19 protein-coding genes are annotated in these 17,625 nt (G+C 64.6%); 8 read left to right on the plus strand and 11 right to left on the minus strand.

The genetic code is table 11. From position 1 onward, the window contains the following. Positions 1-83 precede the first annotated feature (83 nt). Positions 84-800, minus strand: coding sequence for an alpha/beta fold hydrolase (locus AEP_RS09315; RefSeq protein WP_087495128.1), 717 nt, complete (start codon positions 798-800; stop codon positions 84-86). Positions 801-916: 116 nt separating this feature from the next. Further along, complete coding sequence (locus AEP_RS09320) at positions 917-1,840, minus strand: LysR family transcriptional regulator (RefSeq protein ID WP_087495129.1); 924 nt, start codon at positions 1,838-1,840, stop codon at positions 917-919. Positions 1,841-1,950: 110 nt separating this feature from the next. Here AEP_RS09320 and hpaH point away from each other — a divergent pair, with 110 nt between their 5' ends. The 8 genes from hpaH to AEP_RS09360 are packed head-to-tail and all read left to right on the plus strand — an operon-like array spanning position 1,951 to position 10,373. After that, positions 1,951-2,754 carry a 2-oxo-hept-4-ene-1,7-dioate hydratase gene (gene hpaH, locus AEP_RS09325; protein ID WP_087495130.1) on the plus strand — a complete coding sequence of 268 codons (804 nt, stop codon included), beginning with the start codon at positions 1,951-1,953 and terminating at the stop codon, positions 2,752-2,754. 11 nt (positions 2,755-2,765) lie between these two features. Beyond that, on the plus strand, positions 2,766-3,566 hold the full coding sequence (gene hpaI / locus AEP_RS09330; RefSeq protein ID WP_087497264.1) for a 4-hydroxy-2-oxoheptanedioate aldolase: 801 nt from the start codon (positions 2,766-2,768) through the stop codon (positions 3,564-3,566). Position 3,567: 1 nt separating this feature from the next. Continuing rightward, on the plus strand, positions 3,568-4,998 hold the full coding sequence (locus AEP_RS09335; RefSeq protein ID WP_087495131.1) for an FAD-binding oxidoreductase: 1,431 nt from the start codon (positions 3,568-3,570) through the stop codon (positions 4,996-4,998). A 44-nt stretch (positions 4,999-5,042) separates the two neighbouring features. Next, positions 5,043-6,518 (plus strand): aldehyde dehydrogenase family protein, encoded by a 1,476-nt coding sequence (locus tag AEP_RS09340; RefSeq protein ID WP_087495132.1) that lies wholly within the window; start codon positions 5,043-5,045, stop codon positions 6,516-6,518. Between the two features lie 24 nt (positions 6,519-6,542). Continuing rightward, entirely contained in the window at positions 6,543-7,430 is an 888-nt protein-coding gene (locus tag AEP_RS09345) for an extradiol ring-cleavage dioxygenase (protein ID WP_087495133.1), read from the plus strand. Next, complete coding sequence (locus AEP_RS09350) at positions 7,427-8,377, plus strand: fumarylacetoacetate hydrolase family protein (protein WP_087495134.1); 951 nt, start codon at positions 7,427-7,429, stop codon at positions 8,375-8,377. Before AEP_RS09345 ends, AEP_RS09350 begins: the two co-directional genes overlap by 4 nt. A 33-nt stretch (positions 8,378-8,410) precedes the next feature. After that, positions 8,411-9,394, plus strand: a complete 984-nt coding sequence (locus AEP_RS09355) for a Bug family tripartite tricarboxylate transporter substrate binding protein (protein WP_087495135.1) — start codon at positions 8,411-8,413, stop codon at positions 9,392-9,394. A 4-nt stretch (positions 9,395-9,398) separates the two neighbouring features. Next, positions 9,399-10,373 (plus strand): 2-dehydropantoate 2-reductase, encoded by a 975-nt coding sequence (locus AEP_RS09360; protein ID WP_087495136.1) that lies wholly within the window; start codon positions 9,399-9,401, stop codon positions 10,371-10,373. 6 nt (positions 10,374-10,379) lie between these two features. Here AEP_RS09360 and AEP_RS09365 read toward each other — a convergent pair whose 3' ends face one another. The 9 genes from AEP_RS09365 to AEP_RS09405 form a co-directional block, all read right to left on the minus strand. Continuing rightward, positions 10,380-11,786 carry a sensor histidine kinase gene (locus AEP_RS09365; RefSeq protein WP_232459969.1) on the minus strand — a complete coding sequence of 469 codons (1,407 nt, stop codon included), beginning with the start codon at positions 11,784-11,786 and terminating at the stop codon, positions 10,380-10,382. Further along, positions 11,783-12,496 (minus strand): response regulator transcription factor, encoded by a 714-nt coding sequence (locus AEP_RS09370; protein WP_087495137.1) that lies wholly within the window; start codon positions 12,494-12,496, stop codon positions 11,783-11,785. Before AEP_RS09370 ends, AEP_RS09365 begins: the two co-directional genes overlap by 4 nt. A 5-nt stretch (positions 12,497-12,501) precedes the next feature. Continuing rightward, positions 12,502-12,810, minus strand: a complete 309-nt coding sequence (locus AEP_RS09375; RefSeq protein ID WP_087497266.1) for a hypothetical protein — start codon at positions 12,808-12,810, stop codon at positions 12,502-12,504. A gap of 5 nt (positions 12,811-12,815) precedes the next feature. Continuing rightward, positions 12,816-13,301 carry a Spy/CpxP family protein refolding chaperone gene (locus AEP_RS09380; protein ID WP_087495138.1) on the minus strand — a complete coding sequence of 162 codons (486 nt, stop codon included), beginning with the start codon at positions 13,299-13,301 and terminating at the stop codon, positions 12,816-12,818. Between the two features lie 151 nt (positions 13,302-13,452). Then, positions 13,453-14,217 carry a coniferyl-alcohol dehydrogenase gene (locus tag AEP_RS09385; RefSeq protein WP_087495139.1) on the minus strand — a complete coding sequence of 255 codons (765 nt, stop codon included), beginning with the start codon at positions 14,215-14,217 and terminating at the stop codon, positions 13,453-13,455. Then, the gene (locus AEP_RS09390) at positions 14,214-15,215 is read right to left on the minus strand and encodes a branched-chain amino acid ABC transporter permease (protein WP_087495140.1); all 1,002 of its coding nucleotides are present in this window, start codon (positions 15,213-15,215) and stop codon (positions 14,214-14,216) included. Before AEP_RS09390 ends, AEP_RS09385 begins: the two co-directional genes overlap by 4 nt. After that, on the minus strand, positions 15,212-16,147 hold the full coding sequence (locus AEP_RS09395; RefSeq protein ID WP_087495141.1) for a branched-chain amino acid ABC transporter permease: 936 nt from the start codon (positions 16,145-16,147) through the stop codon (positions 15,212-15,214). The genes AEP_RS09390 and AEP_RS09395 overlap by 4 nt, the downstream gene beginning before the upstream one ends. Then, positions 16,144-16,875, minus strand: a complete 732-nt coding sequence (locus AEP_RS09400; protein ID WP_087495142.1) for an ABC transporter ATP-binding protein — start codon at positions 16,873-16,875, stop codon at positions 16,144-16,146. The genes AEP_RS09395 and AEP_RS09400 overlap by 4 nt, the downstream gene beginning before the upstream one ends. Positions 16,876-16,889: 14 nt before the next feature. Continuing rightward, on the minus strand, positions 16,890-17,621 hold the full coding sequence (locus AEP_RS09405) for an ABC transporter ATP-binding protein (RefSeq protein ID WP_087495143.1): 732 nt from the start codon (positions 17,619-17,621) through the stop codon (positions 16,890-16,892). Positions 17,622-17,625 lie beyond the last annotated feature (4 nt).

Below are 17,625 nucleotides of genomic sequence, written 5' to 3' on the forward strand. Positions count from 1 at the left end.
GGGGAGATTGTTACCGCTCCGGGCCCGATTCTTGTAACTTTGTGCTGTAACGGTTACAGGAACAGCGACGAAGTTGGCACTTTTCAGGCGGCCAGCCAGCGGGCGAAGGCGGCGTTGACGGCGTCGGGCTGCTCCATCGTGCTCATATGGCCGCAGTCTTCCAGCACCACCAGCTCCGCGCGCACGGCGTGCATGGCGTCCACCATGGCCTGGTGCTGCTCGGGCGGGCTCCAGGCGTCTTGCCGGCCGGTGAGCACCAGCGTCGGGCAGGTGATGCCGGCAAGCACCGGTGCGGCATCGGGCCGGGTGAGTAGCGCATTGATTTGCGCGGCAAACTGGGCAGGACTGCTGCGCTCCAGCATGGCCAGCACTTGCTCGAACACCGGGCCACCCACCACGGCGGGGTGCACCATGGGGCGTACCCACATGGCGCCCATGGCCCGCATGCCGGCGCGCTGTGCGTGCGACAGCAGGGCCATGCGGCCGGCTTTTTCTTTGGCGCCGGCTTTGCCCTCTGCCAAGGGGTGCACGCCGGTGTCCAGCAAGGCCAGGCGCTCTACCCGCCCGGGGGCCAGGCGCATCAACTCCAGGGCCACGCGCCCGCCCATGCTGTGGCCGGCCAGGGCAAAGGTGGCAGGGGCGGCGGCCAGCACCTGCTGCGCCATGGCGGTGAGCGAGTCGGTCAGGCCCCAGTCCATCACCATGCAGTGGTGGCTGGCGGACAAGGCCTGCACCTGCGGTGCCCAGACGGCGGCATCGCACATCAGGCCGGGGAGTAATACGAGGTTTTTGGTAGTCAAATCAGGCTCCAGCGCTCGCAGAATATGCGCGAGCAGCTATCAAAAAAGTAGTGAATCAATTGGTGCGCCAGAGCAAAACTTGCCTGCCCGGCGCTGCAGCTCACACTGTAGCGGCATCACCTGCCATGGCGTTTGCGCTGCGGCTTCTTCAGGGCCGCCACCAGATATTCTGCAAAGCCGGTGGTGGCGGGCGACGGCGTGCGGTGCGCAGACTGGTAGAGGCAGACCTGCCGGACCACCTCCGGGTCCACGATGCGCCGCATCACCAAACCCTGCCGTTTGGCCCAGGTCTGCACATAAGCCGGCGATACCGTGGCCGCCAACCCCGCCGCCGCAATGCCGAATGCGGTGGAGATGTGATCCACCACTTCGCGTGGGCGGATGCGCTCGGCCTCGGGCAAGGCCACCCCCATTTGCGCCACGCTGATTTCATGGTCGCGCCCCGCCGTCACCAGCGTGTGGGCGCGCACATCAGCCCATTGCACTTCCGGCCTGGTGGCCAAGGGGTGCCCGGGCGCGCACCACAGCACCCAGGGGCTACTGAACAGGGGGGTGTGATGCACCGCATCGCTGCCGGGCCGGTCGGGGCCTATGGCCAGATCGACCTCGCCACTGGCCACCACATCGGTGAGCTGTTCGACGGCGGCGTCGCGGATGCGCACCACGATTTTGGGCCGGTCCAGGTTGTAGTCGCGGATCAGCAGCGGCAGGATGGTGCTGGCAATCACCATGGGCGCCGCAATGCGGACCAGCCCGCTGGCACGGTTGCGCAAATCGGTGGCGGCCACCTCGGCCAAATGCAGGTGCTTGAGCACCGTTTGTGCGGAGGCATAAAACTCTTTGCCCTCGGCCGACAGGCTGACTTTGCGCGTGCTGCGCACAAACAATTTGAAGCCCAGGCTGGACTCCAACTCGACTACCAGCTGACTCACCGCCGAGGGGCTGAGCGCGAGCCGGTCTGCCGCGCTGGTAAAGCTGAGCAGCTCGGCAGCGGTCACAAAAGCTTCGAGTTGGCGAAGGGTATAGCGGCTGGATGACATGGGTCTATTGTGAAGCTCGTCTAACAAATTGCCCAGAATAAATCGTTTGTCGTGCAGCGACGCCCTCTGCACACTCGCGCTCCAAATACAAGGTTCGAGGAGACATTCACTTGCTGGCACCCGACATCCACATCGCCCTGGCGCGCGAGCTCCATGAAGCGGAGAAGACACGCATTCAGGTAGAACATTTCTCCAAACGCTTTCCGACCATGGAGATGGCCGACAGCTACGCCATCCAGCGCGCCTGGGTGCAGATCAAGCTGGATGAGGGCCGCAAAATTTTGGGGCACAAGATCGGCCTGACCTCGCGTGCGATGCAGATTTCGTCGCAGATCACCGAGCCCGATTACGGCGCCATGACGGACGACATGCTGTTCCCCGAGGGGGGCGACATTCCCGTGCAGCGCTTCATCCTGCCCCGCGTGGAGGTGGAGCTGGCCTTCATTTTGGGCAAGCCCTTGCGCGGCCCCAACGTGACCATTTTTGAGGTGCTGGCCGCCACCGATTACGTGGTCCCGGCGCTGGAGATCATTGACGCCCGCATCGAGCAGTTCGACCGCGTGACCAAAGCCCCGCGCAAAGTGCTGGACACGATTGCCGACAACGCAGCCAACGCCGGCATCGTGATGGGCGGGCGCCCCGTCAAACCCGATGCGCTGGATTTGCGCTGGTGCGGCGCCCTGCTCTACAAGAACGGGGTGATTGAGGAGTCAGGCCTCGCAGCCGCTGTACTCAACCACCCTGCCCACGGCGTGGCCTGGCTGGCCAACAAGCTGGCACCGTACAACGAAGGCCTGGCCGCTGGCGAGGTGGTGCTGGGCGGCTCCTTCACCCGACCGGTGGCTGGCGCGGCAGGAGACACTTTCCATGCGGACTACGGCCCGCTGGGCGCGATCTCATTCCGCTTCATGTGAGCGCCGGGGCCATGCAAACACCCGTGAACCCCTTCAAGCAAGCGCTGGCCCGTGGCGAGGTGCAAATCGGACTGTGGCAGGCGCTGGCAGACCCCTATGCCGCCGAGATTTGCGCCGGCAGCGGCTTTGACTGGTTGCTACTGGATGGCGAACACGCCCCCAACGACTTGCGCAGCCTGCTGGGCGCGCTGCAAAGTGTGGCGCCCTACCCCACGCACCCCGTCGTGCGGGTGCCGCACGGGGATGCAGCCTTGATCAAGCAGGTGCTGGACATCGGCGCCACCACGCTGCTTGTGCCCATGGTGGAGTCGGCAGACCAGGCCAGCGCGCTGGTTCGCGCCATGCGCTATCCGCCCCAGGGCATGCGCGGGGTGGGCAGCGCGATTGCGCGCTCGGCCCGGTGGTCGCGCTACCCGAACTATTTGCACGAAGCCAATGAGCAGGTGTGTCTTCTGGTGCAAGTGGAATCGCAGGTTGCCCTGCAACATATAGATGCCATTGCTGCGGTGGAAGGGGTGGATGGCGTGTTCATCGGCCCGGCGGACCTGTCCGCCTCCATGGGCTACCTCGGGCAACCTACCCACACGGAGGTTCTGGCCGCGATAGAGGACGCCATCACCCGCATACGCCGCGCCGGAAAGGCAGCGGGCATCTTGTGCGCGGACGAGCGTCTGGCCCGGCGCTACCTGTCACTGGGCGCCTGTTTTGTGGCGGTGGGTGTGGACACCACCCTGCTGGTACGCGCCACCACCTCGCTGGCAGCGCAGTACAAAGCCGCCGTCACCGCCGCGCAGAGCACAGGAGCTTACTGACGTGTCGCTGGAATCTCTACGCCAAGCCTTCAGCGGCAAACTGCTGAGCGGCGCCGATGCAGCCCCGTTTCTGACCGACTACCGTGGCAAATGGACCGGCCAGGCGCTGGCCGTGGCGCAACCGGACAGTGCCGAGGACGTGGCCAAAGTCATTGCCTGGTGCCACGCACACGGCACGCCTGTGGTGCCCCAAGGCGGCAACACCGGCCTCTCAGGCGGCTCGGTGCCCGAGGCCACCCCTGCCAAGTTGCCGGTGGTGCTGTCCCTGCTGCGCCTGAACCGGGTGCGCGCCGTGGACCCGCTCAACAACACCCTGACGGTGGAAGCCGGTGTCACGCTCTTGCAGGTGCAAGAGGCCGCCAAAGCCGCCAAGCGCCTGTTCCCGCTGAGCCTGGCGGCTGAAGGCACTTGCACCATAGGCGGCAACCTCGCCAGCAATGCAGGGGGCGTGCAGGTGCTGCGCTACGGCAATGCCCGTGAACTTTGCCTGGGCCTGGAAGTGGTGACTGCAGAGGGCCAGCTGTGGGATGGCTTACGCACCCTGCGCAAAGACAACACCGGCTACGACCTGCGGGACCTGTACATCGGCTCCGAGGGCACGCTGGGCGTCATCACCGCCGCGGTGCTGAAGCTGTTTCCCTTGCCTACGGCACAGGTGGTCACCTTGGTGGCCGTGCCAACGCCGCAACAGGCGCTAGAGCTGCTGTCCCTGGCGCAGGAGCGGCTGGGTGCGCAATTGACCGCGTTTGAGCTACTGAGCGACACCTGTGTGGATCTGGTGTTGCGCCACATACCCGGCACGCGCCGGCCCTTGGGAGAGGCGTCAGACTGGTATGTGCTGATGGAGCTGTCAGCCACGGGCGACGAGGCGCAAGCCGCGCAGTCCATGGAGAGCCTGCTGGAAACCGCCATGGAAAACGGCTGGGTGACCGACGCCGCGCTGGCCAGCACGCTGGCGCAATCGGAAGCACTGTGGGCCTTGCGTGAAAACATCTCGGAAGCCCAGGGCGCCGAGGGCAAGACCATCAAGCACGATATTTCTCTGCCGATCTCCCGCATCCCCGACTTCATCGCCAATACCGACGCGCTGATTGCCACCCGATTCCCTCAGGTCCGGCAGGTGACCTTCGGCCACTTGGGCGATGGCAACCTGCACTACAACGCCTCGCCACTTCCGGGCAGCGGGCCCGACGACATGGCGGCGTTCCAGGCGCTCGAAGGCCCGCTCAACCAGTTGGTGCACGACGCGGTGCACGCCCACCAGGGCTCGATATCCGCCGAACACGGCCTGGGCGTGCTGCGCCGCGACGAGTCGGCCCGCCACAAGTCGCCGCTGGAGCTGCAGCTGATGCAACGCATCAAGCAAGCCCTGGACCCACAGGGCTTGATGAACCCGCACAAGCTGCTGGATATGAGCCAAATCACTCTCTAGCGCACATAGAGCATGCGCTAACAGCTATCAATTCAGGAGCAATCATGTCCCAAGAGACTCTTTCCATCGCCGGCTTTAACGTATCGCCGCACCACTACATCGGCGGGCAACGGGTGGCATCCGGCGAGTTGTTTGACTTGCATTGCCCGATTGACCAAAGCCTGCTGGGCCGCATTAGCGAGGGCACACCGGCCCATGTGGATGCCGCCATCTTGGCTGCGCAAGCGGCCTACCCGGCCTGGAGCGCCCTGACCGCGGCAGAGCGCAAACCCTATCTGGATCGCTTTGCCGCAGAGATCGGCAAACGCGCGGACGCCTTCTGCCAGCTGGAGTCGAATGACGCGGGCATCTTGCTGTCGCGCATGAAGCATGGCGTGATTCCGCGTGCCATGCTCAACATCACCTGGTTTGCCGAACATGCGCTCAGCCTGCAGGACCGCCCGCTGGAAACCGAGCAGGCCACGCACATCGTGCGTCACGACCCGGCAGGGGTGGTCGTCATCATCACGCCGTGGAACTCGCCATTGATGCTAGCCACCTGGAAGCTCGGCCCCGCCCTCGCAGCCGGCAACACGGTGATCATCAAGCCGCCGGAGTGGGCGCCGCTCACCAGCAGCTTGCTGGCCGACTGCGCGCACGCGGCCGGCTTGCCCGCCGGGGTGCTGAACATTGTCCAGGGCAGCGGCGCCGGCACGGGTGCGCGCCTGGTCTCCGACCCGCGCCTGGCCCGCATTTCGTTCACCGGCTCGGTACCTACCGCCAAGTGGATTGCCCAAGCCGCCGGCGCCAACCTGGTGCCCTGCAGCCTGGAGCTGGGGGGTAAGTCGCCCTTCATCGTGCTGGAAGACGCCGACATCGACAACGCAGCCGCCACAGGCGCGCTGATGTACCGCAACGCGGGCCAGGTGTGTCTGGCCGGCACCCGCTTTCTGGTGCACAGCGACATCCGCGACCACTTTGTCGCCGCCATGCGCGCCTATGTGGAGAAGCTCAACATCGGCGATCCACGGGACATAGCAGTCGAGATCGGGCCCATCATCCACCCGCGCCAGGTGGAGCGGGTCAAGGGCTTTGTGGAACGCGCGCTGGCCGATGGCGCAGAACTGTTGTGGGGCGGCAAGCCGCACCCCTTCGGCGCCCAGTACTTCGAGCCGACCATGCTGACCAACCTCCGTCAAGACAGCGAGATCGTGCAGAACGAGGTCTTCGGCCCGGTGCTGACTCTGCAGACCTTTGACAGCGATGCCCAAGCCATCGCCATGGCCAATGGCACCGACTACGGCCTGGGCGGTGTGTGCTACGGCGAGACCGCCCATGCCACCGCGATTGCCGAGCAGGTGCGCACCGGATTCATCTGGGTCAACAGCTTCGGCATTCGCGATCTGGCGGCTCCGTTCGGCGGCATCAAGCGCTCGGGCATTGGACGCGAAGGGGGCGACTGGAGCTTCGAATTCTTCTGCGATGTGAAGGACGTGGTGCTTCCCAAAAAGCCGTTCCGCGCGAGCTTCAGCCATCGCTAATCAACCATTCAAAAGGAATCCACCATGGGAAAAGTCGTAGGCGCAGCGTTGGTGTCGCATCATCCGGGGCTCATGCAGTGCGAAGAGTTCCGCCGCCTCATGGGCAATGGCGAAGACTCTGACCTGATCGCCGGCTATGCGCGCTTGCGCAACAAAATCAACGCTGCCCGGCCGGATGTGGTCATCATCTTTGACAGCCACTGGTTCACCACGGGCTACCACCTGGTGGACGGTGCCGCGCGCTACGAGGGCCACTACATCTCTGACGAAATGCCGTGGTACCTGCATGGCGTCCCTTACGCCTACCGCGGGCACCCGGAGCTGGCCATTGCCATTGAAGAAGCATCGCGCGCACAGGGTGGCTACAACCGGGTCATCAACAACCCGCACCTGGGTAAGCAGTACGCCACGATCAACCTGGTCAAGCACTTGCGGCTGGAACAGACGGATACGCCGGTGTTGACCGTGAGCTCCTGCCAGAACTGCGATTGGCCGCACTTTGTGCGCTCCGGCGAGGCGATTGCCCAGGCCATTCAGGCCAGCGGTCTGCGCGTGGTGGTGCTGGCTTCCGGCGCCCTGAGCCACAAGTTCAACGACATCACCTGGACGCCCAAGCACCCGCGGATTTTTCATGAGAGCAATGTGTCCCGTCCGGAGAACATCGCCAGCGACAAGGCCGCCATCGCACTCATGGAGCAAGGCCGCCACGACACGGTGCTGGAGCGCTGGGACGACGACTACCGCAAAAAACCGTGGGAGGCCTTTGGTGCCCATTACCTGCAGATGCTGGGTGCCATGGGCGGCAAAGACTGTCGCGCCCGCGGAGAGGCTTTGTCAGCCTACGAAAACGCCCGGGGCACCGGAAACATCCACATGTGGTTCGCCACCGAATCCGAGCTGGAGGCTGCATGAACTTTGAATTCCCAATCCAAGAGCTACCCGCCGTGATGCGCGGGCCGCGCGTCGAGCGGCGGCGCGTCCTGGTGGGTGGCAGCGCCTGCTGGGGCACCATCGAAGAGACCGGCAGCACCCAAGGCCAGCTCCGCCTGGACGACGGGCGCCTGGTAGACCCAGCCACCGTGCAGCACCTGCCCCCGGTGTCGCCCAGCAAGATCATTGCGGTGCATATCTCGTACAGCTCCCGCAGCTTTGAGACCCGCAACCAGCCCAAGCCCACCGAAACCCCGACCTACTTCACCAAACCGCCAACCTCCCTCAACGGTCACCAGTGTGAAATCCACAAACCTGCGGACAGCCTCTACCTCAACTACGAGGGGGAGTACGCCGTGGTCATCGGCAAGACCTGCCGCAATGTGCTGCCCGATGAGGCCTGGGACTACATCGAAGGCTTCTGCCCCGCGCTGGATATGGGCTTGCAGAACTACCGCGACACCGACCAAGGCAGCATGCTGCGCGTCAAGGGCGCAGACACCTTGCTGCCCATCGGGCCCGGCATCGTGCGGGGCGTCAATTTGTTTGAGCAGACCCTGCGCACTTACCGCAATGGGCTGGTGGTGCAAGAGGCCCATATCGGCGACGAAACGATTTGGGGCCCGCATTATGTGATTGCCGACATCGCGCGGCACATCACTCTGGTTCCCGGTGATGTGATCCTGATGGGCACCCCCTGCCATTCGCGCTCAGTCGATCCGGGTGACTTGGTGGAGTGCGAGATTACCGGCCTGGGCCGGCTGGCCGGCACGGTCGTGGCCATTCCTCCGCCCCGCGCATCTGCACTGGGCGTCGGGCATCAACCGACCGACAGCCCGGAGGTCCGTCGCGTTGCCTTCGGCTTTGACGAACGGGTCCCGGAGCGCTTCAAGGCCAATTACCGGACGGCCGCCAAAGCAGCCACGTAAGCGAGTTTTTTCACCACAACAAGGAGACATTTCATGACAAACAATCGCCGCCAAATTTTGCAGTTGGCTCTCACCGGTCTGGCCGCAGGCATGCCCCTGATCGGACGGGCTCAAAGCATTGAAAACCTCAAAATCATCTCGGGCTTTGCCGCCGGCGGTACCGTGGACACCCTGGCCCGCCGCCTTGCGACTCACCTTGCCGGCCCCTACGCCAAGTCCGCCATCGTGGATACCCGTGCCGGCGCAGGAGGCCAGATCGCCATTTCCGCACTCAAGACCTCGGTGCCCGACGGCGGCAGCTTGTTGGTCACGCCCATGTCCATGCTCGGCATTTACCCGCACACCTACAAAAAGCTGCCTTACGACCCGCTGACCGACCTCACCCCTGTGTCTTTGGGCGTGGTGTTCGACATGGGGTTTGCCGTGGGCCCCATGGTGCCCGCAACTGTCAAAACCGTGCCTGAATTTTTGGAGTGGTGCAAGGCCAACCCCAACAACGCCAACTTCGGCTCGCCCGCACCCGGCTCCGTGCCGCACTTCGTCGGCGAGCTGATCGGCAGGGCGGGCAAGGTCGATATGCGCCACGTGGGTTTCCGCGGGTCGCAACCTGCCATTCTAGATTTGATCGGTGGCCAGATTGCTGCCGTTTCGGCACCCGTGGGCGAATTTCTTCAGCACCTGAGCGGCGGCAAAGTCCGCTTGCTTGCGACGACAGGTACTACACGGAACAAGTTCGTACCCGGCACCGGTACCCTGATCGAGCAGGGTATGAAAGACATGGTGTTCGGCGAATGGTTCGGCTTTTACCTCCCCGGAAAAGCCAGTGCTGATGTGGTGGCCAAAGCCAATGCTGCGATCCGCGCAGCGCTGGCCGACAAGGATGTGGTCAGCGGCCTCGCAGCCATGGGACTGGAAGCCAAGTCATCGAGCCCGGCGGAGCTCGCGGCGATTCTCAAAACGGATACCGAAAAGTGGGGCCCCATCGTGAAGGCCATCGGATTCACTGCTGAATCCTGATCCCATGCGCATTTGTATTTTCGGTGCTGGCGCCATCGGCGGCTGGCTGGGTGCACACCTTGCCAGCCAGGGCCAGCACGTCAGTGTGATCGCGCGCGGTCAGACCTTGGATGCACTACAAGCCCATGGCTTGCGCTTGCAGCAGGCATCGGGCCTGTTGCAAGTGCCGGTGCAAGCGGCCGAACATGCGACCGAGTTGGGGGTGCAAGACCTGGTCATCGTCGCGGTCAAAGCACCTGCGATGGAAGCTGTTGCCCGCGGAATCGGCCCCCTTCTGGGGACCGACACGATGGTGCTCACGGCGATGAACGGCGTTCCGTGGTGGTTTCTGCAAGGCTTGGGGGTCCCCTTTGCGGCAACCACACTGAAGTCGGTAGACGCGTCGGGAAGCATCGCGACTGCCATTCCTGCGCGGCACATCATCGGTGGAGTGGTGCACGCCAGTTGCTCGTTGCTGTCGCCGGGCTTTGTGCAGCACCACTTCGGCAACCGGCTGATTCTGGGGGAGCCCTCCGGGGGGAGCAGTCAGCGGGTGCAGGAACTCGCAGCTTTGCTCCATAGCGCAGGGGTGGGGGCGGAGGTGTCTGCCCATATACAGCGGGACACCTGGTTCAAGCTATGGGGCAATATGACGGTCAATCCGATCAGTGCCCTCACGGGCGCGACGACGGACCTGATTCTTGGGGATCCGCTGGTGCGTGACTTCGTTTCACGTGTGATGCTGGAAGCCAAAGAAATCGGGGCGAGGCTGGGTCTGCCCATCGACCAGCAACCGGAAGACCGACACGCCATGACCCTCAAGCTTGGCGCGTTCAAGACCTCCATGCTGCAAGACGTTGAAGCGGGCAAGCCGATAGAGCTGGATGCCTTGGTGAGCGCCGTTCAGGAGCTGGGCGTCTTGACCCATGTGCCTACGCCGTTCACGGACGGGCTTCTGGGGCTCACCCGACTGCATGCCCGGATGCGCGGCCTCTACTGACGACGTTTATTGCGCAGGCGTCACCGGCAAGGCGATTTCAATCGCCAAGCCCGGCTGGGCATTGCGCACCGCAAAGCTGCCGCCATGCGCCTGCGCCACCAAGCGGCACAGGTACAAGCCAAGCCCCACGCCACCGCCTTCGCGGGTACGGGCGGCATCAGGCCGGAAGAAGGGCTGACCCAGGTTGGGCAGCTGGTTTTCCTCCACACCAGTGCCGAAATCGCGCACGGCGATCGACAACTGCCCGTCCGTCCAATGCACGGTGATTTGCGGTGCCGCGGATGCGCCGGCGCTGTGGCGCAAGGCGTTGTCCAGCAGGTTGCGCACCAGCAGGCGGATGCGGGTCGGGTCCAGCTGCAGACGGGGCAAGGCGGGGGGCACATGCATGTCGATGGCAGGGCCGGCATCAGCTTCCGCGGAGTGGGCGGTTTGCAGCTCGCAGACCACGTCTTCCACCAATGCGCGCAGGTCTACCGCCTCGCGGTGGAGCGAGGCATGCGGGCTGGCCAGGCGCTCGCTTTCCAGCAAATCGGTGACCAGGTCGCGCATGAGGGCCAGATCGCGCAGAAGTGCATCGCGGCTGGGCTGCACCTCGGCCGTTTCGGGCAGCAGCTCGGTGTTCAGCCGGGCGCGGGTGAGCGGGCTGCGCAGCTCGTGACTGATGGCCAGCAACAAGGTGCGCTTGGCCTCCAGCATCTGGTGGATGTCGGCGCCCATGGTGTTGATGGTGGCGGCCAGCTCACCCAGCTCGTCCGGGTGGTGGGAGCGGCGCACGGGAATGGCCTGTGCAAAGTCACCCGCGCCAAAACGCAAGGCGCCGGCGCGGATGTCGTCCAGCGGGCGCAGCATGCGGCGTACCCGCACATAGGCCAGCGTGGTGAGCACCAACAGGCTGAACAGCGTGACCCAGCCGATAAAGCGGGGGCGGTCGTGCCAGGCCTGTACGCTCACCCCGAACTGGATGCGGTGGCCATCGGCGGTGGTGCGCACATAGAAGCGGGGGCTATCGGGGTCCGCGGGTTTGTCGTCCATCCAGTCGTGCTGGTTGCCGGATTGCTCAGCGTTGCTGCGCCAGTTGATCTGCGGGCCGCTGATGCGCACACTCAAGGGCAATCGCTGGGTGATGGCGCGCGCGCGCTCAATGTCGGGCGGGTCACCGATCTCGGTGGCCAGTTTGTCGATGTAGTCGGCCACCAAGGGCTTGGCCGCATCGCGCCAGCCGATGCTGAGCGCCGCCTGCATGCCGAACATGAAAGTAGTTGCCATGGCCAGCGCCAACAGCAGAAACATGGCAATCAGCCGCACGCGCAGCGAGTGCACCAAGGCGTGTTTGGCCTGGCGCTGGGCCCTGATACAGGCCTTGAACGCCGGCCAGCCTTGGCAGGTGCGCCACCAATCCGCCCACATGCTCATGCGGCAGTTCCTGCGGGGGTGGCCAATGGGGCCAGCGCCAGGGTGTAGCCGGCATTGCGCAAGGTTTTGATGCAGTCCAGCGGCTCCAGCTTTTTGCGCAGGCGGCTGACCACAATGTCCACCGCGCGGGTGTAGAGCTCGGCCTCATGACCGCGCAGCTGGTTGAGGATGTCGTCACGGCTGAACACCTTGCCCGGCGCCCGGGCCAGCAGGAGCAGCAAATCGAACTCGGTCCCCGTAAGGTCCACCGCTTCGCCGTTACGCAGCACCGTGCGGGTAGCCACGTCGATACGCAGGCCCTGAAAGCACAGGTGGTTGGGGTCGGCCGCAGCGGCCTTGGGCGCAGCGGGTGCGCGGCGGCGCAACACAGTTTGCACGCGGGCTACCAGCTCGCGTGGCTCGAAAGGTTTGGGCACATAGTCGTCCGCACCCAGTTCCAGGCCCACCACCCGGTCCATCACCTCGCCACGTGCAGTGAGCATGACGATGGGCAGGTCGCTGTCTTTGCGGATGGCGCGGCACAGGGCAAAGCCATCCATCTCGGGCAGCATCACATCCAGAATGGCCGCATCGATGCCGCCCTGCGCCAAGCGCGCCAGACCGTCGCTGGGGCGCAGGCAATGTTCCAGCGCCATGTCGAAGCGCGCAAAGTAAGCGGCCAAGGGGCCGCCGAGCTGGGTGTCGTCATCGATGAGCAAAATGCGGTGCATAGGCGTCAGTGGGTTGCGGGCCTATTGTCACACCCGGACAGCAAGCTGCGGTGGCGCTGGATCAGGCTGCGCAGGCGGTCGCGCTCGGCATCGGCCATCCGGTCAAACAGGTCAGCCGCCTTTTGCACATCGTGCAGCACCTGGGGCACGTAACCGGGGCGGCGCTCCAGCAGGCGCAGGGCGTGCTCCCGGTCAAAGCGCGGGCCCCACACCAGGGCCATGACTTCGGCGTGAGGTTCTTCATAGCCCTCCAGCACCACGGCCCCGTAGGCGCGCAAGGGTGCTGCAATGGCGCTCAGGGTTGCGGGCGCCATGACGATCAACCCCGGCTGAACCAGTGACCGCGACCGTCCATGTAGTCGCGCACCTTCTGCTGTTGGGCCGGGTTCAGGCTGTTGTAGAAGTTTGCCATGGCAGCAATGACTTCGGGGCTCTTGGTCTGGATAGCGGCGGTTTTGTCGTTGATCAGGGTCTGGGCGCGGGTGGCGTCAAATTTGTCGCCGGCCACAAGTGCCTTCACTTCAGCGCGCGGGTCCTTGGTCTGGCCTATCAGGGCCGCACGCTGCTCGAACATCTTGTCACCCACGACGGCCAGCAGCTTCTTCTGGTCAGCGTTCAGGTCGAGTTTGCCGCCCACTTTGTCGACCATCTTGTCGCGTTGGGTGGCGTATTGCTCGGCACTCATGTTGGCACCGAAATCATGCGGGCGGTGGCCGCAGGCTGCGAGGCCACCGACCAGCACCAGGGCGGTCACGGCACCGATGAGCGTACGTTTGGCATGGCTACGAAGGAAGAAGTTGGTCATCACGGTCTTTCTGAACCCAGTCGGGTAGTTGGAATATGACCGTGATGGTGCCGAAGTGCCCCTGACACAGGGTGTCAGGGCGGTTGCGGTTTGTTTCGGTTTATTTCATAGGCGCGGGACCGGTCGCAGAATGCCGGTCCACGCCATCCGGTCAGAGGTAGGTCGATGCCAGGCCACCATCGACTGGCAAGTTGATCCCGCTGACCCAGCGGGATGCGTCACTGCACATGAATGCGATGACAGAAGCCACTTCGTCGCTGAAGGCGGGGCGCTTCATGCGGTGGGCATCTTTCTCCACCCGCTCGTTGCCCAGCATTTGCACAAAGTCGCCCAGGATGGGAGTGAACACCGGGCCGGGCGCAACACAGTTCATCCGGACGTTGCGCTCCAGGAACAGCTTTTGAGACTGGGTGTACGTCCAGACAATCAGTGCCTCTTTGAAGTACTGGTAGCAGGTCTCTTGCGCAACGGGGTTTTTGGCAAGCCAGGCCTGCCCTTCAGCGAAAGAGCTGGTCTGGCCCAGCGTGCGGTGCAGCTCCAGGCGGGCTGCCCACTCGGCGCCCAAAATGGAAGAAATGTTCACCACGCTGCCGCCGGTCATGCGGTCCAGCAGACCCAGCGTCAGATGCCGCAGGCCGAGGTAATTGACCTTGGCCACCAGATCCACTGGCGAAGTACCGGGTACACCGGCGATGTTGCACAGCGCATCAATGCGCGCCGGCAACTGGGTAATGGCCGCGTCAATGGCGGCGGGAGTGGACAAGTCCGCCTTGACGAAGCCGTCCAGCGTCAGCGTCGGGTCGTTGCGGTCCACGCCGATGACGCGTGCGCCCTGAAGGCGCAACAGCTTGGCGGTGTCGCTGCCGATGCCGGAGCTGACGCCGGTAATGACAATGGTTTTTCCTTGAAAGCTCATGATGCAGATTTCCTTTGAAGAGTGAGGGGAGAAACAGTTGAAGCCGGGGCGGCAGGCCCCGGAGCGGGCGTGGTGCCCAGAGCGCGGCGGGCCTGCCAGTCGTCCCACAGTCCGGCCAGGCCGCGTGGCAACCACAAGGCAAAAACTATGGCGACAACACCCAGCCCGGCGAGATACCAGGGGCCGAGGTGGCCCAGGCTTTCCTGCAGGATGAACAAAAGCAGAGCGCCCACCAGCGGACCCCACTGGCTGCGCAGCCCGCCCACCAGGGCCATGAACAGCATCAACACAGACCACTGAACGCCGAAGTTGGTGCGGGGCAGAAAAGTGATGGCGGTTGCCAACCAGGCAACACCGGCTAAGGCCGCCCCCAGTGAAGCCAGCACGAACACCCAGCGTTGTGTGGTCATGACGCGAACGCCCAGAGAAGCGGCGGCCTCATCGTCTTCCCCGATGGCACGGGTGGCAGTACCGACCGCACTGCGCATCATCCAGATGGTGACACCCAGCATGAATGCCAGCGAGCCCAGCGCCATCCAGAAACCGATGTTGCGGCGCAGCTCTGGCTCGACCCCATTGAGGGCCAGCAAAGACGTGCCGGTTTCGCCCTGCACCATCGGGTCGAGCATTACCAGAATGCGGATGACCTCGGCAATCACCCAGGTCGCGATGGCAAACTCGCCCTCTTTCAGCCGCAGCACAAAGAACGACAACACCCAAGCCGCCACCGCCGCACCTACCGCACCCGCGAAAAGCGCCGGGTAGGCACTCCAGCCACCGCCAACCAGGCGCAGGGCAAAGTAGGCCCCCAATCCGAAAAACGCCTGCTGGCCGACCGACACCAAGCCTGCCTGTCCGGCCAGAAGACCCCAGGTGGAGGCCAGCAACATGAATACAAACAGGGTAGTGAGCTTGTCGATTGCATTCGCCCCCAGCAGCAGGGGCAAAGCAGCCAGGGCCACAGCGGCAACCGTCATCCAGGAAATAGGGTGTTTCATGGCTGCGCCTCCAGCGTCTTGTGCGCAGATATGGACGACGCTTTACCCCCGGGTACCGGCCAGATGGAGAGGCCCAGTCCGTCCCGGTATTGCTTCCAGAGACGTCCGCCCAGCACCACCAGGAACAAGAGGTGTCCCCCGAGCTGGAACCCTTGAGGCGACACCAATGCGCCAAAGCTTTGCGCCAGGCCCAGCAGGATGCCACCCAGCAAGGTACCCCACAGCGAGCCGATGCCCCCGATGACCACCGCCTCAAAGGCCATGATCAACAGCAAGGGGCCGCCGTAGGGCTCTATCGTGGCGCGTGTGGCCAGCATGGCGCCCGCCAAAGCGGCCAAACCCACCGAAATGGCCGCAGCGGCGCGGTGTACCCGCCCGGCGTCCACACCGCAGAGTGCGGCGGCCTCCGGGTCGGACGAGGCTGCACGGATGGAGCGGCCCAGCCGGGTCCAGCTCAGCAGGGCTTGCAAGGCAGCCAGCACAGCCACCCCCAGCACCAGCGTCAACACAGAAAGTTGGCCCACGATGATGTCGCCTGGCAAAGTCCAGCTCGCCCAAGAAAGCTCGCCCAGTGCGTCTGCCAGTGAACGTGCCTCGGAGCCGAATACACCGTACAGCGCGTTCTGGATCAATGCGCCCAGCCCCATGGTGACCAGCAAAGGCAGCAGCACCCCCGACCGCAGCGTGCGTGCCAGCACCCAATGCTGCAAGAGCATGCCCACCACCCCCATGGCCGGGACCGTGGCCAGCACGGCCAGCCAGGGCGACCAGCCCAGGCCCACCAACCACAACACCACGAAAGCGCCGAGCATGGCGAGATCGCCGTGTGCCAGGTTGATGATGCGCATGACGCCGAACATCAGCGACAGCCCGGCCGCCAGCACGGCGTAATAGCCCCCCAGCAGGGTGCCTTGAATCAGTGCATCCATCATGCGGTGTGCTCCACACCGAAGTAGGCTTCGGTAACAAGATTGCGGTCCAGCCCGGCCGCGGCTGCGGCAAGCACAATGCGGCCCTCGCGCAGGCAGAGCACCCGGTCGGCGAACGCCATGGCGCGCCCCAGGTCCTGCTCCACCAACAGCAAGGTGGTGCCGGCCTCACGGCGCAGCTCTTCCAGGTGCCGGTACACCTCGTCCACCGCACGCGGCGACAGGCCCAAGGACACCTCATCGATCAGCAGCACGGTGGGGTTGGTCATCAGCGCACGGGCGATGGCCGCCGCTTGCCGCTGACCGCCTGACAGCGCCCCTGCGGGCCGGTGCATCAGCGGCTTGAGCGCAGGCAAGGCCTGCACCACACGCTCGATCGACCAGCTGGCATCGCCATCCCGCTGGCGGCCCCGGTGCTCTTGTGCGAGCAACAGGTTTTCGCGCACCGTCATGTCGGCGAACAGTCGTCGCCCCTCTGGCACCAAGGCCAGACCTTGCTGCACCCGGCGATGCGCAGGCTGGGCGCTCAATTCGGTCCCGCCCAGCCAGATACTGCCGGCTTGCGTGGGGTGTACGCCCGCCAGGGTGCGCAACAAGGTGGTTTTGCCCGCTCCGTTGGAGCCCACCAGCGCCACGGTTTCCCCGGGTTTGAGTTCCAGCGAAACGTCCCGCACCGCCACCAGTTGCCCGTGGCTGGCGCGCAGCTCGCGGGCTTCAAGAATAGGATTCATCGAACCATGCTGAGTCATGCAGGCACCCCGCCCAGATAGGCCTCGACCACCTGCGGATCATTCATCACCGTGTGCGGATCGCCCTGCGCCAGCACGGTGCCGGCGTCCATACAGACCAGCCGGTCCACGACCTTGAGCAGCGCGTGGAGCACGTGCTCGATCCATACCACCGTCAAACCTTCATCCCGCAAAGAGGCCACCAGACCCGAGAGGTGAATCAGCTCGGCTTCCGTCAGGCCACCGCCGATTTCGTCCAGCAACAGCACCCGGGGCCCGGTCGCCAGCGCGCGTGCGAGTTCGAGCCGCTTGCGGTCCATCAGACCCAAACTGGCTGCGGGACGCTGTGCCATGGCGGTGAGTCCGCAGCGCTCCAGACTGTCCAACACCGCGCGCTCTGCCTGCGGCCCGCGCAGTCCGGCGCCATGCTGGGCGGCGACCAGCGTGTTGTCGAACACACTCAGATTAAGAAAGGGCCGGGGCACTTGGTGGGTGCGGGCAATGCCCGCACGGCAGCGACGGGCTGCGTCCCAGGTGTCGATGGGCTTGCCATCGAACCGGACGCTGCCGCTGCTGGCAGGCACCGTACCCGCCAGCACGCTGAATAGCGTGGTCTTGCCGGCACCGTTGGGGCCCACAACCCCGAGCGCCTCGCCTTGGCGCAGACTCACATCCACACCGTGCAAGACCTGCAGACGGCCAAAGTGCTTGCACACGCCCCCGGCCTCCAGGATGAATTGTTCAGACATCGAT

Source organism: Curvibacter sp. AEP1-3 (assembly GCF_002163715.1).
Lineage (GTDB): Bacteria > Pseudomonadota > Gammaproteobacteria > Burkholderiales > Burkholderiaceae_C > Allorhodoferax.

What these genes read in the sequence shown, in the direction of transcription:
- AEP_RS09405 (WP_087495143.1), bottom strand. Translation starts at nt 17,621, where the DNA reads ATGTCTGAACAATTCATCCTGGAGGCCGGGGGCGTGTGCAAGCACTTT.
- AEP_RS09400 (WP_087495142.1), bottom strand. Translation starts at nt 16,875, where the DNA reads ATGAATCCTATTCTTGAAGCCCGCGAGCTGCGCGCCAGCCACGGGCAA.
- AEP_RS09355 (WP_087495135.1), top strand. Translation starts at nt 8,411, where the DNA reads ATGACAAACAATCGCCGCCAAATTTTGCAGTTGGCTCTCACCGGTCTG.
- AEP_RS09350 (WP_087495134.1), top strand. Translation starts at nt 7,427, where the DNA reads ATGAACTTTGAATTCCCAATCCAAGAGCTACCCGCCGTGATGCGCGGG.
- AEP_RS09390 (WP_087495140.1), bottom strand. Translation starts at nt 15,215, where the DNA reads ATGAAACACCCTATTTCCTGGATGACGGTTGCCGCTGTGGCCCTGGCT.
- hpaI (WP_087497264.1), top strand. Translation starts at nt 2,766, where the DNA reads ATGCAAACACCCGTGAACCCCTTCAAGCAAGCGCTGGCCCGTGGCGAG.
- AEP_RS09340 (WP_087495132.1), top strand. Translation starts at nt 5,043, where the DNA reads ATGTCCCAAGAGACTCTTTCCATCGCCGGCTTTAACGTATCGCCGCAC.
- AEP_RS09370 (WP_087495137.1), bottom strand. Translation starts at nt 12,496, where the DNA reads ATGCACCGCATTTTGCTCATCGATGACGACACCCAGCTCGGCGGCCCC.
- AEP_RS09375 (WP_087497266.1), bottom strand. Translation starts at nt 12,810, where the DNA reads ATGGCGCCCGCAACCCTGAGCGCCATTGCAGCACCCTTGCGCGCCTAC.
- AEP_RS09360 (WP_087495136.1), top strand. Translation starts at nt 9,399, where the DNA reads ATGCGCATTTGTATTTTCGGTGCTGGCGCCATCGGCGGCTGGCTGGGT.
- AEP_RS09320 (WP_087495129.1), bottom strand. Translation starts at nt 1,840, where the DNA reads ATGTCATCCAGCCGCTATACCCTTCGCCAACTCGAAGCTTTTGTGACC.
- AEP_RS09380 (WP_087495138.1), bottom strand. Translation starts at nt 13,301, where the DNA reads ATGACCAACTTCTTCCTTCGTAGCCATGCCAAACGTACGCTCATCGGT.
- AEP_RS09385 (WP_087495139.1), bottom strand. Translation starts at nt 14,217, where the DNA reads ATGAGCTTTCAAGGAAAAACCATTGTCATTACCGGCGTCAGCTCCGGC.
- AEP_RS09365 (WP_232459969.1), bottom strand. Translation starts at nt 11,786, where the DNA reads ATGAGCATGTGGGCGGATTGGTGGCGCACCTGCCAAGGCTGGCCGGCG.
- AEP_RS09395 (WP_087495141.1), bottom strand. Translation starts at nt 16,147, where the DNA reads ATGATGGATGCACTGATTCAAGGCACCCTGCTGGGGGGCTATTACGCC.
- AEP_RS09345 (WP_087495133.1), top strand. Translation starts at nt 6,543, where the DNA reads ATGGGAAAAGTCGTAGGCGCAGCGTTGGTGTCGCATCATCCGGGGCTC.